We start from the raw sequence: 14,049 nt of genomic DNA on the forward strand, positions 1-14,049 counted from the left end.
GGGTGAGGTGGCTGATAGTAGCGGTTCTTCGTGAACAGGACGTCCTGAATGACACCGCTTGAAGCCGCTACCCACGCTGACCCTTATGACTATTACTCACGCCTGAGACGTACTGGCGGGTTGCTGTTCGACGCTGAACTTGGGCTGTGGGTCGCCAGTACAGCCGAGGTGGTTGCGGCTGTTCTGGCTCACCCGGATTGTCGAGTACGCCCGCTTCACGAGCCGGTGCCTGCTGCGATTGCGCAAGGCGCTGCAGGCCAGGTATTTGCCCGCTTGATGCGGATGAATGAAGGGACGGCCCATCGATGCCCGCGAGCAGCAGTCGAACCGGCATTGGCTGGCGTAGGCGTCGGGACCGTCGCGGAGGTGGTCGGCAGCCTTATCGACCGCGTGGATAACCTGGAGGCGTTGATGTTCACCTTGCCGGTCTCGGCGGTTGCGGCGTTGCTGGGTTTTCCAGCTGGGCAGACAGCAGCGGTTGCCGAGCTGACACGGGATTTCGTCGCCTGCCTCTCGCCGCTGAGCAACGAGGCCCAACGGCATAACGCCGACATCGGAGCGTCGCAGTTGACGCAAATGTTTGGCAACGTACTTGAAGCTTCGGCGTTGATGACGCACATCCGCACAGGCGACTGGATGGACACTGACGTGTTGACCGCGAACCTGATCGGGCTGCTGTCACAGACCTGCGAAGCCACGGCCGGCCTGATAGGTAACACATTGGTGATGCTCGCCCGGCAGCCTGATCTGCTGGAGCAGGTTCAGCACGCGCCCGCCCAGGTCATGGCGCTGGTTGAAGAAGTGGCGCGCTTCGATTCCCCGGTGCAGAACACTCGGCGGTTTGTTGCCGAGCGGTGTGTCATCGGTAACCGCGTGCTGGAGGCCGGGGATACCCTTCTGGTGGTGCTGGCGTCCGCCAATCGTGACCCTGCGGCAAACCCGATGCCCGATAGTTTTGTGCTTGAACGCCCGCAGCGGCGCAGCTTCAGCTTTGGTTACGGCGCTCATCAATGTCCTGGCCAGCGGCTGGCGTTGATCATTGCGTCCCAAACCATCCTTGCGCTGCTCCGTCGCCAGCCTGCCTTGCTGGCGGGCGCGGGGTCATTCGGTTACTGGCCGTCGCTCAACGGGCGGATTCCGAGGTTTCACTCGGCAGCGCTCAACATTCGGTAAAACCACCGCCAGTCAGGCTGAGAGGTTCTGTGCTTGAGCAAAGAAAACTCTAGGGTTGTTTTTGTTCAGGCCAAGCCAAGGAGGCTGGAGTGCAAAGCAGGTGATTGATCAAGGAGCTGCAAGAGGCTGGATGGGTACTGGATCGTGTCACGGGCAGTCATCATATTTTTATCGAATGGGGCGATGACTTTACCGCCACCGGAATTCAAATCCCCGATATTCCAGGCGCTGTCACCGCCGAGGACAGCTTTGAAGAGGCTTACAACGCTGCCGTGTAAGTCGCGCACATCCTGCTGCAGGAGATCGCTGCAGAGGGCGGGACGATTCCGATGCCAACGTCAGTCGCGAACCATCGCGCTCATGAGGACTATGCGGGGATGGGCTGGGGGATGCTGTCGTTGGACATCTCGCCTTATCTGGGCAAGACCGAGAAGGTCAATGCGACCTTGCCCGGTTATGTCATCCAGCGAATCGACCGTTATGTGCGTGAGCACAAGGTCAAAAGCCGCTCGTCATTTTTGGCGGACGCGGCTCTGAAGAAGTTGGTGCGCTTTTAAGCGGTTGCGACCGCCACCCGCCGGGACGCACTCAGGAACCGCAACAACGCCACCAGCGGGAATGCGCTGCCGACCAGCATCACCCCGAGCCAGCCGCCGTGTTCATACACGCTGCTGGCAATCGCTGAGCCAAAGGCGCCGCCGATGAAGATGCTGGTCATGTACAGCGCGTTCAAACGGCTGCGGCTGTTGGCGTCGAGGGCGTAGATGGCGCGTTGGCCCAGGACCATGTTCATCTGCACGCAGAAGTCCAGGACCACACCGGTTACCGCCAGGCCGATCACGCTGTACAGCGGATGCACGAAAGCCGGCAGGAAGCTCAGCGCGGCGAACAGCATCGCCAGCAACGAAGCGCGGTGAGTGTGACCGGCATCCGCCAGGCGCCCGGCGATGGGCGCGGCGATGGCGCCCAAGGCACCGACCAGGGCGAACAGGGCGATTTCGCTCTGGCTCAGGCCGTGATTACGCGCCAGCTCCAGTGGCGCGGCGGTCCAGAACAGGCTGAAGGTGGCAAACATGCAGCCCTGGTAAAACGCGCGCTGGCGCAACACTGGCTGGCGACGCAACAAGGTGCCCAGCGAACCCAGCAATTGGCCATATGTGGCGCTGTGGTCGGGTTGGCGCTTGGGGATGGTCAGCATCAGCACCACGCTGATAAACGCCATCAACCCCGCCGCCGCCATGAACATCGCACGCCAGCCGAAGTGGTCCGCCACCACGCTGGAGACCGGCCGTGCCAGCAGGATGCCCAGCAACAGACCGCCCATGATGCTACCGACCACACGGCCACGGGACTCGGCAGGCGCCAGGTGCGCGGCCAGCGGGATCAGGATCTGCACCGATACTGAACTGAATCCGATCAGCAGCGACACCAGCAAGAACAGGTTCGGCTGTGCGGTGAACGCTGCGCCCAGCAGGCTGGCGATGGCCACCACGGTGGTGAGGATCATCAGCTTGCGGTTTTCCAGCAGGTCGCCCAACGGCACCAGGAAGAAGAGTCCCAGGGCATAACCGATTTGCGTCAGGGACACGATCAGGCTGGCCATGGCCGGCGTAAGGCCGATGTCCGGGGCGATCAGTTCAATGATCGGTTGCGCGTAATAAATGTTGGCCACGATGGCGCCGCAGCAGAACGCAAACAGCATCACCATCCCGCGGGTCATGGTGCTTGTAGTGTGGGGAGTAGCGTTCATGGTGTTCTCATAAAAGCGGAGGAAGATGGCGAGCGAGAGTAAAGCCAAGGCGGACGCACGAGTAGGGCGCTCGTGGTGATATCACTTATGCTGGCTGATGATACATTCAGAAACAACTAAGGTGGTGTGACACTACCGATGCAACGGCCATACAGACAGCCAAATGTGGGAGGGGGCTTGCCCCCGATGGCGGAGTGTCAGTCACTGGGTGTAGTGGCTGACACTCCGCCATCGGGGGCAAGCCCCCTCCCACATTTTTTACCGCGTTTCTTAGTTATTGACCGGAGTAGATCTGGTCGAAGATGCCACCGTCATTGAAGTGGGTCTTCTGTACGGTGCGCCAGTCACCAAAGGTCTTCTCCACCGACAGGAAGTCGACTTTCGGGAAGCGGTCGGTGTACTTGGCCAGTACTTTTGGATCACGCGGGCGCAGGTAGTTGTTGGCGGCGATTTCCTGGCCTTCCGGCGACCACAGGTACTTCAGGTAGTCTTCGGCGGCCACGCGGGTGCCTTTCTTCTCGACCACTTTGTCGACCACCGACACCGGCGGCTCGGCTTCAGCGGAAACGCTTGGGTAGATCACTTCAAACTGATCACGGCCGAATTCACGGGCGATCATTTCGGCTTCGTTCTCAAAGGTCACCAGCACGTCGCCGATTTGGTTGGTCATGAACGTGGTGGTCGCTGCACGGCCACCGGTGTCGAGCACAGGCGCTTGCTTGAACAGCTTGCCGACGAAGGTCTTGGCCTTTTCTTCATCGCCGCCGTTCTTGAGCACATAACCCCAGGCCGACAGGTAGGTGTAGCGGCCGTTACCCGAGGTTTTCGGGTTAGGCACGATCACTTGCACGCCATCCTTGAGCAGGTCCGGCCAGTCTTTCAGCGCCTTGGGGTTGCCCTTGCGCACGATAAACACGGTGGCGGAGGTGAACGGCGCGCTGTTGTTGGGCAGGCGCGTGACCCAGTTGTCTGGCACCAGTTTGCCGTTGTCGGCAAGGGCGTTGATGTCGGTGGCCATGTTCATGGTGATCACGTCAGCGGGCAGACCGTCGATCACCGAACGCGCCTGTTTGCTGGAACCGCCGAAGGACATTTGCAGGGTCAGCTTGTCGTTCGGGTGCTCGGCTTCCCAATGCTTCTGGAAGGCGGCGTTGTAGTCCTTGTAGAAATCGCGCATTACGTCATAGGAGACGTTGAGCAGTGTGACCGGTGCGGCGTGCACGGCGCCCGCCAGGGCAAGACCGGCGGCCAGGAGAGAGGCGCTAACGAGTTTTTTCACTGCTCATTCCTTGTTGTTCGGGAGAAGGGGTAAGGCCATTTGCCAGCGACTATAGCCGGGGCGCCATAGTCGCTTAAAGATTAAAAAGAACTTTGCTTATTCCACTTTCTTGAAAAGATTGCTGCCGCAGCGCGAGCAGAACGCCGCATTGGGCTCGTGGCTGTTTTTCTTGCACACCGGGCAGTCGGTTTGCAGCTGTTCACCGCGCATGGCACTGGCCAGCTCGGCGGTAAAAATGCCCGTGGGCACTGCGATGATCGAGTAACCGGTGATCATCACCAGTGACGAAATCACTTGGCCCAGCGGCGTCTTCGGAACGATATCGCCAAAGCCCACGGTGGTCAGCGTGACGATGGCCCAATAGATGCCTTTGGGAATGCTGGTGAACCCGTGTTCCGGGCCTTCGATCACGTACATCAAGGTGCCGAACACCGTCACCAGGGTGCATACGCTCACCAGGAACACCACGATCTTCTGCTTGCTGCCGCGCAACGCCGCCATCAGGTAGTTGGCTTGCTTGAGGTACGGGCTGAGCTTGAGCACGCGGAAAATCCGCAGCATGCGGATGATGCGGATGATCAGCAGGTACTGCGCATCGCTGTAATACAGCGCAAGGATGCCGGGCACGATGGCGAGCAAATCCACCAGCCCGTAAAAACTGAAGGCATAGCGCAACGGCTTGGGCGAGCAGTACAGGCGCAGCCCGTACTCGATCAGGAAGATGACGGTGAAGCCCCACTCGATATACGCCAGCACATTGGCGTAGTTCTGGTGGATCTGGTCGATGCTGTCGAGCATCACGATCACCAGGCTGGCGAGGATGATCAGCAACAAGATGCCGTCAAAGCGCCGCCCGGCGACGGTGTCGCTCTGAAAAACCATGACGTAGAGCCGCTGGCGCCAGTCGTTGTTGCTGTCCATAAATCCCGCCCGAATCGAAGATCGAGCAAGCCTAGGGGGATTCGAAGGGGCTGTCCATGCGCGGTTTCTGCACGATTCGGCGACCGGCGCGTACCAGCCAGCAGGCGAGGATAAACGGCGCGGTGAGCGCGGGCAGGTGCAGGGCGGCAAAGCCCGGTGTCAGAAGGATCGCCAGCAGGATGCCGAGCAGCGGCAGCCAGGCTTGGCGACGCGCTTGGCTCAGGGCCAGGGCCGCGAGGGCCGGGTTGTAGCTGTGCAGGCCGAGGAGGGCGCCGGTGCTGTCCTCCAGCATGACGCCGATCAGCACGCCGGCGCTGGCGCCGATCAAGGCCCAGATGGCCGCGCGTCGGTTGGCGAGCCACAGGCCAAGGGCAATCAAGACGCCGGCCACGGGCTGATCCAGCAGCATGATTTGCGCCAGGCCAGTGAAGGGCGCGCTGAACCAAGCCAGGGCGTCCGGCGCGCCCAGGGCGAAGGTGTTTGGCGCCGCAGTGCCCAGCAGCAGCCAACCCAGCATGACAAACGGCGCGGTGTAGGCAGGCAAGTCATCCGGTTGCGTCGCGTGCTTGAGCCATTGCCGCGTGAGAATCGCACTCAGGCCGCCACACGCCAGGATCAGCGGCGGCAACAAGGCAGACCACGCGAAATGCTCGCTGATCAACAAGCCCAGCAACACGCCGTTGTAGCTATATAAGCCAGCTTGGCGTTCAGCTTTGGGATAACCCCGGCGCTGGGCCGTGAGCAACCCGGCCACGCCACCCAGCAGTGCACCGCCGAGCAAGGCCGGAGCGCCGATCAGGATGGCCAGTAGGCACAGCAAGCCGCACAGCGGCTGGCGTTGCAGGAAGATTTGGCTGAAGCCGTTGAGCAGCGCTTCGGCCCAGTCGGGGCAGGTCTGGTTGTGCATGATGGGGATTCAGTGAGACCGAGTTGTCCCCATCGAGGGCAAGCCCCCTCCCACATTGGACTGCATTCACACATCTAACGATGTGAATCCAATCAAGTGTGGGAGGGGGCTTGCCCCCGATGGGGCCTCTACAGGCGCTAGATCAGCGTCTCTATACGCAAAGAGTTGGTCGACCCCGGCTGCCCGAACGGCACCCCCGCTGTAATCACCAACGTATCCCCGCGCTGCGCCATGCCCTGAGCCTGGGCAATCTCCAGTGCCGTGGAACACACCTCATCCACCTGGCGCAGCCGATCATTGACCACCGAGTGCACGCCCCACGCCACGCTCAGCCGTCGCGCCGTGGACAGGTTCGGCGTGAGGTTAAGGATCGGCGCCACGGGCCGTTCCCGTGCAGCGCGCAGGCTGGAGCTGCCGGATTCGCTGTAGTTCACCAGCACCGCCACCGGCAGGATGCTGCTGATACGACGGATCGCGCAGCTGATGGCGTCCGACACGGTGGCATCGGCTTTGGGCCGGCTGACGTCCAGTTGCGCCTGGTAATCCGGACCGTTTTCCACTTGGCGGATGATCTTGCTCATCATCTGCACGGCTTCGAGCGGGTACTCGCCCGATGCGGTTTCTGCCGACAGCATCACCGCATCTGCGCCCTCGGCCACGGCGTTGGCCACGTCGGTGACTTCGGCACGGGTGGGCGCCGGTGAGAAACGCATGGATTCGAGCATCTGCGTGGCGACCACCACCGGTTTACCCAACTGACGGCAGGTGCTGATGATGTCCTTCTGGATCTGCGGCACGCTCTCGGCCGGTACTTCCACACCCAGGTCGCCTCTGGCCACCATGATCGCGTCGCTCAGTTCGGCGATTTCCCGCAGGCGCTGCACGGCCGACGGCTTCTCGATCTTGGCCATCAGGAAGGCTTTGTCACCGATCAGCTCGCGGGCTTCGCGGATGTCTTCCGGGCGTTGCACAAACGACAACGCCACCCAGTCCACGCCAAGCTCCAGGCCGAAGCTCAGGTCGCGGCGGTCCTTGGCGGTCAGAGGGCTCAGTTCCAACAGCGCTTGTGGCACGTTCACGCCCTTGCGGTCGGAAAGCTCACCGCCATTGAGCACGGTGGTATCAATGGCATCGGTGTGCTTGGTGATCACCCGCAGGCGCAGCTTGCCGTCGTCCAGCAGCAGGTCCATGCCCGGCTCCAGCGCTGCAATGATTTCCGGGTGGGGCAGGTTGACCCGGCGTTGGTCGCCCGGGGTCTCATCCAGGTCCAGGCGCAGGGCCTGGCCGCGCACCAATTGCACCTTGCCTTCGGCGAAACGCCCGACTCGCAGCTTCGGCCCTTGCAGGTCCATCAGGATGCCCAGCGGGTAGTTCAGTTGGCGCTCCACCTGGCGAATCCATTGGTAGCGCTGGGCGTGATCGGCGTGGTCACCGTGGCTGAAGTTGAGGCGGAAGATATTCACCCCGGCTTCTACCAGTTCGAGGATGTCATCGATCCCGTCGGTGGCCGGGCCCAGGGTGGCGAGGATCTTGACCTTTTTGTCAGGCGTCATGGGCAGTGCTCTCAAGGATCAGAATGGCGCGGAAGTCGTTGACGTTGGTGCGGGTTGGCTCGGTGACGATCAAGTCGTCGAGCGCCGCGAAATAGCCGTAGCCGTTGTTGTTATCCAACTCATCGCTGGCGCTCAGGCCCAAGGCTTCGGCGCGGCGGTAGCTGCAGGGCGTCATGATTGCGCCGGCGTTGTCTTCCGAACCGTCGATGCCGTCGGTGTCGCCGGCCAGTGCGTACACGCCGGGCAGGCCTTTGAGGCTGTCGGTCAGGCTCAGCAGAAATTCCGCATTGCGCCCGCCCCGGCCATTGCCGCGCACCGTGACGGTGGTTTCACCGCCGGACAGGATCACGCACGGCGCTGCCAACGGTTGGCCGTGCTGCACGATCTGCCGGGCAATGCCCGCATGCACTTTGGCCACGTCCCGCGCTTCACCTTCCAGATCGCCGAGGATCAGCGGGCTGAAACCGGCCTGGCGTACTTTTACGGCCACGGCTTCCAGGGATTGCTGGGGGCGGGCGATCAATTGGAAGTGGCTGCGGGCGAGGATCGGATCGCCGGGTTTGACGGTTTCCGAGGCCGGGTTTTGCAGCCAGCTGCGCACGGAAGCGGGTGCGTCGATCCCGTAACGCTTGAGAATCGCCAGTGCTTGTTGCGAGGTGCTCGGGTCGCCGACGGTAGGGCCGGAGGCAATCACCGTGGCCTGGTCGCCCGGCACGTCGGAGATGGCGTAGGTGTACACCGTTGCCGGCCATGCGGCCTTGGCCAACCGACCGCCCTTGATTGCCGAGAGGTGCTTGCGCACGCAGTTCATCTCGCCAATGGTCGCGCCGGATTTAAGCAACGCCTTATTGATGGTTTGTTTGTCCGCCAGGGTGATGCCTTCGGCGGGCAGGGCCAGCAATGCAGAGCCGCCGCCGGAGAGCAGGAAGATCACGCGGTCGTCTTCGCCGAGGTTGCTGATCAACTCCAGCACGCGCTTGGCCACGGCCAGGCCGGCAGCATCGGGGACGGGGTGGGCGGCTTCAACCACTTCGATTTTTTTGCACGGTGCGCCATGGCCGTAGCGGGTGACCACCAGACCAGTGACCTCGCCGTGCCAGCAGTTTTCGACGACGAGTGCCATGGCGGCGGCGGCCTTGCCGGCGCCGATCACGATCACGCGGCCGGTGCGGTCGGCGGGCAGAAAGGGTTCAAGGACTTGCCGGGGGTGGGCGGCGTCGATGGCTGTGGCAAACAGCTCGCGAAGCAGGTGTTGCGGATCGACCGACATAAGCGGGCTCCCGGGGATTTTTGTTATTAGAGGTGCAGCAATTTCAGATTTGGAATGCGATCAAGTGTGGGAGGGGGCTTGCCCCCGATAGCGGTGTGTCAGACGTAGATGATTGGGCTGAAACACTGTCCTCAGGGGCAAGCCCCCTCCCACATTCAAGGTGTTTCCACTGGCGGGTTACTTATCGCGAATCGAGAAATTCGCCATATGCTCCAGCCCCTTGATCAGCGCCGAGTGATCCCAGTTGCCGCCACCAATTGCCGTGCACGTACTGAACACCTGCTGGGTACCGGCAGTGTTCGGCAGGTTGATCCCCAACTCCTTGGCTCCGGCCAGGGCCAGGTTCAGGTCTTTCTGGTGCAGGTTGATGCGGAAGCCAGGATCGAAGGTGCCCTTGATCATGCGTTCGCCGTGCACTTCCAGAATCTTCGACGAGGCAAATCCACCCATCAGTGCTTCACGCACCTTGGCCGGGTCGGCGCCGTTTTTCGAGGCAAACAGCAGCGCTTCGGCCACCGCCTGGATGTTCAGCGCAACGATGATCTGATTGGCCACTTTGGCCGTCTGGCCATCGCCATTGCCGCCGACCAGCGTGATGTTCTTGCCCATGCTTTGGAACAGGGGCAGGGCACGTTCGAAGGTCTGGGGCTCGCCGCCGACCATGATGCTCAGGGTGCCGGCCTTGGCGCCGACCTCACCGCCGGACACCGGTGCATCGAGGTACTGTGCACCGGTCTCGTTGATTTTCGCTGCGAATGCCTTGGTGGCAGTGGGCGAGATCGAACTCATGTCGATCACAACCTTGTTCGGCGACAAGCCAGCGGCGACGCCGTCGGCGCGGAACAGCACGTCATCGACCTGCGGGGTGTCGGGCACCATGACGATGATGAATTCGGCTTCCTGGGCGACTTGCTGCGGATTGGCCAGGGCCACTGCGCCAGCGTTGATCAGCTCGGCCGGCGCCTTGCCGTGGTGCTCGGAAAGAAACAGTTGGTGACCTGCTTTCTGCAGGTTCGCGGCCATGGGTTGGCCCATGATGCCGGTGCCGATAAATCCGATTTTAGCCATGGTGAAATCCTCTTCTTATGTGGGAGGGGGCTTGCCCCCGATGGCGGTGTGTCAGGCAAAACATTGCTGACTGACCCGCCGCTATCGGGGGCAAGCTCCCTCCCACAGGGTTTTGTGTGGTGTCTGTCAGATGGCGTTATGGGTCTTAAGCCAACCCAGGCCCGCTTCGGTGGTGGTCAACGGCTTGTACTCACAGCCCACCCAACCCGAGTAGCCAATCCGATCCAGATGCTCGAACAGGAAGCGATAGTTGATCTCGCCCGTGCCCGGCTCATTGCGCCCAGGGTTGTCCGCCAACTGGATGTGGTTGATCTCATCCAGGTGCGTGGCCATGGTCCGGGCAAGGTCGCCTTCCATGATTTGCATGTGGTAGATGTCGTACTGCAAAAATAGGTTGGCACTGCCCACCTGCTCGCGGATCGACAGGGCTTGCGCTGTGGTGTTCAGGTAGAAGCCGGGGATGTCGCGGGTATTGATCATCTCCATCACCAGCTTGATGCCCGCTGCTTGCAGCTTGTCGGCGGCGTACTTGAGGTTGGCGACGAAGGTTTTTTCCAGGATGTCGTCGTCAACGCCTTGTGGCCGAATGCCCGCCAGGCAGTTGATCTGGGTATTGCCCAGCACTTGGGCGTAAGCGATGGCCAGCTTGACCCCGGCGCGGAATTCCTCGACCCGGTCCGGGTGGCACGCCAGGCCGCGTTCGCCTTTGGCCCAGTCACCGGCTGGCAGGTTGAACAGCACCTGGGTCAGGCCGTTGGCGTCGAGGTGTGCCTTGATGTCAGCCGAGCTGAATTCATACGGGAACAGGTACTCGACACCTTCGAAACCGGCATCGGCGGCCGCTTTGAAACGGGCAAGGAAATCCTGTTCGGTAAACAGCATGGACAGGTTGGCGGCGAAACGCGGCATAAGGTTCTCCTTAATCGAGCAGGGAAATGGCAGTCGGTGCATCGTTGCCGACCAGGGCCAAGTCTTCGAATTCGTTGACGGCGTTGATCTCGGTGCCCATGGAAATATTGGTCACGCGCTCCAGAATGATTTCGACGATCACTGGCACCTTGAATTCTTCGATCATCTCCTGGGCCTTGCGCAGCGCCGGCTGGATCTGGCCTGGCTCGAATACACGCAGGGCCTTGCAACCCAGGCCTTCGGCGACGGCGACGTGGTCCACGCCATATCCATTGAGTTCCGGGGCGTTGAGGTTGTCGAAAGACAGCTGCACGCAGTAGTCCATTTCAAAGCCACGTTGTGCCTGACGGATCAAACCCAGGTAGGAATTGTTCACCACTACATGGATGTACGGCAGCTTGAACTGCGCGCCCACGGCCAGTTCTTCGATCATGAACTGGAAGTCATAGTCGCCGGATAACGCCACCACCTTGCGGCTCGGGTCGGCCTTGACCACGCCGAGTGCGGCGGGAATGGTCCAGCCCAGCGGGCCAGCCTGGCCGCAGTTGATCCAGTGGCGTGGCTTGTAGACGTGCAGGAACTGCGCGCCGGCAATCTGCGACAGGCCGATGGTGCTGACGTAGCAGGTGTCTTTGCCAAACACTTGGTTCATCTCTTCGTACACGCGCTGCGGCTTGACCGGCACGTTGTCGAAGTGAGTCTTGCGGTGCAGGGTGGCTTTGCGCTGCTGGCAGTCATGCAGCCAGGCACTGCGGTCCTTGAGCTTGCCGGCGGCTTTCCACTCGCGGGCCACTTCGATAAACATTGTCAGCGCCGCACCGGCGTCGGAAACGATACCCAGGTCCGGGGTGAAAACACGACCAATCTGGGTCGGCTCAATGTCGACGTGGATGAACTTGCGGCCCTCGGTGTAGACCTCTACCGAACCGGTGTGGCGGTTGGCCCAGCGGTTGCCGATGCCCAGCACCACGTCCGACTTGAGCATGGTCGCGTTGCCATAACGGTGGGAGGTTTGCAGGCCGACCATACCCACCATCAGCGGGTGATCATCGGCGATGGTGCCCCAGCCCATCAGGGTCGGAATCACCGGAATACCGGTGAGTTCAGCGAATTCCACCAGCAGCTCGCTGGCATCGGCGTTGATCACGCCACCCCCGCTGACCAGCAACGGACGTTCGGCCGCGTCGAGCAGGGCCAGGGCTTTTTCGACCTGGATGCGTGTCGCCAGTGGTTTGGCCAGGGGCAGTGGCTGATAGGCGTCGATGTCGAATTCGATTTCGGCCATCTGCACGTCGAACGGCAGGTCGATCAGCACTGGGCCTGGTCGGCCGGAGCGCATTTCATAGAAAGCTTTCTGGAACGCGTAGGGCACCTGGCCGGGTTCCAGGACGGTGGTCGCCCACTTGGTCACCGGCTTGACGATGCTGGTGATGTCCACGGCCTGGAAGTCTTCCTTGTGCATCCGTGCACGAGGGGCTTGGCCGGTGATGCACAGGATCGGGATCGAGTCGGCCGAGGCGCTGTAGAGGCCGGTGACCATGTCGGTGCCCGCCGGGCCCGAGGTGCCGATACACACGCCGATATTCCCGGCCTTGGTGCGGGTGTAACCCTCGGCCATGTGCGAGGCGCCTTCAACGTGGCGAGCAAGGACGTGATCGATGCCACCCACCTTCTGCAAGGCTGAGTACAGCGGGTTGATCGCGGCGCCTGGGATGCCGAAGGCGGTGTCCACGCCTTCACGGCGCATGACGAGGACGGCGGCTTCGATTGCTCTCATTTTGCTCATGTTTTGGTGCCTCTTGCGTTTTGTAATTGTATACAAGTGGTGTCTGTTCAAAGTGTATTCACGGCGGGATGCGCAGGTCAATCCATTTTATTGATTGGTCTTTGCGTTCGTCGGAACGGCTTTTTTCGACGTATGGAGCCTTTGTGCGAAAATATTGTATACAAAAACAAATGTCATTGTGTTCTATTTGTTTGATCGAGCATCTGATCAAACAGACCTCCACCGCTTTCCCAATAACAAAAGAAGGACGGCACCATGAGCGCTTTAACCTTGAAGATTGCCACCCAACTGGCCAGCCAGGCCCTCACCGCAGGCCGCACGATTTCAGCGGCACCGCTGACCATCGCGGTCCTCGACAGCGGCGGCCACTTGATCACCCTGCAGCGCGAAGACGGCGCCAGCCTGCTGCGCCCGCAAATCGCCATCGGCAAGGCCTGGGGTGCGATTGCGTTGGGCAAGGGCTCGCGCTTGCTGGCACTGGATGCGCAGCAACGACCGGCGTTTATTGCGGCGTTGAATAGCCTGGGGCAGGGCAGCGTCGTGCCGGCACCGGGAGGCGTGTTGATTCGGGATCAGGATGGGGCGGTACTGGGAGCAATCGGTATCAGTGGGGATACGTCGGATATTGATGAGCAGTGTGCGATCACGGCGATCGAGGGGGTGGGGTTGTGGGCGGATGCTGGGGTGTCAGCCTAATCGTCGGTGACTGTCAGGGCCCCATCGGGAGCAAGCCCCCTCGCACAATTTTGACTGCGTTCGCAGTTCACCATGTGAGAGGGGGCTTGCCCCCGATTGGCACCCACACCTCGGTGTATCAGTCGGGTTCACAGCCCTTGAGCACCAACCGAATAATGGTCTGCGCCGCCGCTTCGTAATCCGCTTCATCGAGCTTGGCCTTGCCGGTCACCGCCGAAATCTGCCAGTCGAAATCCGCATAGGTCTGCGTCGCCGCCCATATGCTGAACATCAGGTGATTCGGGTCGATCGGCGCAATCAACCCACGATCCACCCAGCTCTGGATGCATTGGATATTGTGCTTGGCCTGGGCGTTGAGCTGTTCGACCTGATCGCTGCTCAGGTGCGGGGCGCCGTGCATGATTTCGCTGGCGAACACCTTGGAGGCAAACGGCAGGTCGCGGGAGATGCGGATTTTCGAGCGGATGTAGTTGCTCAACACTTCTTTGGGGTCGCCGTCCGGATTGAACGGCGTGGAAGCGGCCAGGATCGGCTCAATAATGCTTTCGAGTACCTCGCGGTAGAGGTTGTCCTTGGACTTGAAGTAGTAATAGACGTTGGGCTTGGGCAGGCCGGCCTTGGCGGCAATGTCGCTGGTTTTGGTCGCGGCGAAGCCCTTGTCGGCAAACTCCTCGCTTGCCGCCCGCAGGATTTTTTCTTTGTTGCGCTCGCGAATGGTGCTCATAAACCAGGAGTTT

12 protein-coding genes and 2 pseudogenes are annotated in these 14,049 nt (G+C 61.2%); 4 read left to right on the forward strand and 10 right to left on the reverse strand.

Annotated features, from left to right (window positions below; all coding sequences use genetic code 11):
- Nucleotides 1-48: 48 nt before the first annotated feature.
- The 3 genes and pseudogenes from AOA61_RS07805 (at nt 49) to AOA61_RS31805 (ending at nt 1,730) form a co-directional block, all read left to right on the forward strand.
- Nucleotides 49-1,173 (forward strand): cytochrome P450, encoded by a 1,125-nt coding sequence (locus AOA61_RS07805; protein WP_099601477.1) that lies wholly within the window; start codon nt 49-51, stop codon nt 1,171-1,173.
- Nucleotides 1,174-1,277: 104 nt separating this feature from the next.
- A pseudogene (locus tag AOA61_RS31520) lies at nt 1,278-1,343 on the forward strand (type II toxin-antitoxin system HicA family toxin); the annotation flags it as partial.
- Nucleotides 1,338-1,730: pseudogene (locus tag AOA61_RS31805) on the forward strand (type II toxin-antitoxin system HicB family antitoxin). The pseudogenes AOA61_RS31520 and AOA61_RS31805, both read left to right, overlap by 6 nt.
- On the opposite strand, the gene AOA61_RS07815 reads toward AOA61_RS31805, so the two are convergent.
- From AOA61_RS07815 to gcl, 9 genes are all read right to left on the reverse strand, one after another.
- A complete protein-coding gene (locus AOA61_RS07815) occupies nt 1,727-2,923 on the reverse strand; it encodes an MFS transporter (RefSeq protein WP_081797774.1) in 1,197 nt (398 codons plus the stop codon). The pseudogene AOA61_RS31805 and the gene AOA61_RS07815 sit on opposite strands and share 4 nt — an antisense overlap.
- Nucleotides 2,924-3,197: 274 nt before the next feature.
- Complete coding sequence (locus AOA61_RS07820) at nt 3,198-4,202, reverse strand: sulfate ABC transporter substrate-binding protein (protein WP_032889121.1); 1,005 nt, start codon at nt 4,200-4,202, stop codon at nt 3,198-3,200.
- Nucleotides 4,203-4,298: 96 nt separating this feature from the next.
- The gene (locus AOA61_RS07825) at nt 4,299-5,123 is read right to left on the reverse strand and encodes an ion transporter (protein WP_032889122.1); all 825 of its coding nucleotides are present in this window, start codon (nt 5,121-5,123) and stop codon (nt 4,299-4,301) included.
- A gap of 31 nt (nt 5,124-5,154) precedes the next feature.
- Nucleotides 5,155-6,030 carry an urea transporter gene (locus AOA61_RS07830; protein ID WP_099601478.1) on the reverse strand — a complete coding sequence of 292 codons (876 nt, stop codon included), beginning with the start codon at nt 6,028-6,030 and terminating at the stop codon, nt 5,155-5,157.
- Between the two features lie 137 nt (nt 6,031-6,167).
- Nucleotides 6,168-7,583: a pyruvate kinase gene (pyk, locus tag AOA61_RS07835; protein WP_095184248.1), complete on the reverse strand. Its 1,416-nt coding sequence runs from the start codon at nt 7,581-7,583 to the stop codon at nt 6,168-6,170.
- Nucleotides 7,573-8,853, reverse strand: coding sequence for a glycerate kinase (locus tag AOA61_RS07840; protein ID WP_032889128.1), 1,281 nt, complete (start codon nt 8,851-8,853; stop codon nt 7,573-7,575). The genes pyk and AOA61_RS07840 overlap by 11 nt, the downstream gene beginning before the upstream one ends.
- Before the next feature lie 177 nt (nt 8,854-9,030).
- Nucleotides 9,031-9,921 (reverse strand): 2-hydroxy-3-oxopropionate reductase, encoded by an 891-nt coding sequence (locus AOA61_RS07845; protein ID WP_032889129.1) that lies wholly within the window; start codon nt 9,919-9,921, stop codon nt 9,031-9,033.
- 126 nt (nt 9,922-10,047) lie between these two features.
- Nucleotides 10,048-10,830: a hydroxypyruvate isomerase gene (gene hyi, locus AOA61_RS07850; RefSeq protein WP_099601479.1), complete on the reverse strand. Its 783-nt coding sequence runs from the start codon at nt 10,828-10,830 to the stop codon at nt 10,048-10,050.
- 10 nt (nt 10,831-10,840) lie between these two features.
- Nucleotides 10,841-12,616, reverse strand: coding sequence for a glyoxylate carboligase (gene gcl / locus AOA61_RS07855; protein ID WP_032889133.1), 1,776 nt, complete (start codon nt 12,614-12,616; stop codon nt 10,841-10,843).
- Nucleotides 12,617-12,871: 255 nt separating this feature from the next.
- Between gcl and AOA61_RS07860 the strand changes: the two genes are divergently transcribed.
- The gene (locus AOA61_RS07860; protein ID WP_095184250.1) at nt 12,872-13,312 is read left to right on the forward strand and encodes a heme-binding protein; all 441 of its coding nucleotides are present in this window, start codon (nt 12,872-12,874) and stop codon (nt 13,310-13,312) included.
- Nucleotides 13,313-13,430: 118 nt separating this feature from the next.
- On the opposite strand, the gene AOA61_RS07865 is transcribed toward AOA61_RS07860, so the two are convergent.
- Nucleotides 13,431-14,036 (reverse strand): TetR/AcrR family transcriptional regulator, encoded by a 606-nt coding sequence (locus AOA61_RS07865; protein ID WP_099601480.1) that lies wholly within the window; start codon nt 14,034-14,036, stop codon nt 13,431-13,433.
- Nucleotides 14,037-14,049 lie beyond the last annotated feature (13 nt).

Origin of the sequence: Pseudomonas sp. 2995-1, assembly GCF_002742505.1 — a bacterium.
Classification (GTDB): Bacteria; Pseudomonadota; Gammaproteobacteria; order Pseudomonadales; family Pseudomonadaceae; genus Aquipseudomonas; species Aquipseudomonas sivasensis.

Excerpts from the sequence above, each read along its gene's own strand:
- AOA61_RS07805 (WP_099601477.1), top strand. The coding sequence starts at position 49 with ATGACACCGCTTGAAGCCGCTACCCACGCTGACCCTTATGACTATTAC.
- AOA61_RS07860 (WP_095184250.1), top strand. The coding sequence starts at position 12,872 with ATGAGCGCTTTAACCTTGAAGATTGCCACCCAACTGGCCAGCCAGGCC.
- AOA61_RS07825 (WP_032889122.1), bottom strand. The coding sequence starts at position 5,123 with ATGGACAGCAACAACGACTGGCGCCAGCGGCTCTACGTCATGGTTTTT.
- hyi (WP_099601479.1), bottom strand. The coding sequence starts at position 10,830 with ATGCCGCGTTTCGCCGCCAACCTGTCCATGCTGTTTACCGAACAGGAT.
- pyk (WP_095184248.1), bottom strand. The coding sequence starts at position 7,583 with ATGACGCCTGACAAAAAGGTCAAGATCCTCGCCACCCTGGGCCCGGCC.
- AOA61_RS07830 (WP_099601478.1), bottom strand. The coding sequence starts at position 6,030 with ATGCACAACCAGACCTGCCCCGACTGGGCCGAAGCGCTGCTCAACGGC.
- AOA61_RS07845 (WP_032889129.1), bottom strand. The coding sequence starts at position 9,921 with ATGGCTAAAATCGGATTTATCGGCACCGGCATCATGGGCCAACCCATG.
- gcl (WP_032889133.1), bottom strand. The coding sequence starts at position 12,616 with ATGAGCAAAATGAGAGCAATCGAAGCCGCCGTCCTCGTCATGCGCCGT.
- AOA61_RS07815 (WP_081797774.1), bottom strand. The coding sequence starts at position 2,923 with ATGAACGCTACTCCCCACACTACAAGCACCATGACCCGCGGGATGGTG.
- AOA61_RS07840 (WP_032889128.1), bottom strand. The coding sequence starts at position 8,853 with ATGTCGGTCGATCCGCAACACCTGCTTCGCGAGCTGTTTGCCACAGCC.
- AOA61_RS07865 (WP_099601480.1), bottom strand. The coding sequence starts at position 14,036 with ATGAGCACCATTCGCGAGCGCAACAAAGAAAAAATCCTGCGGGCGGCA.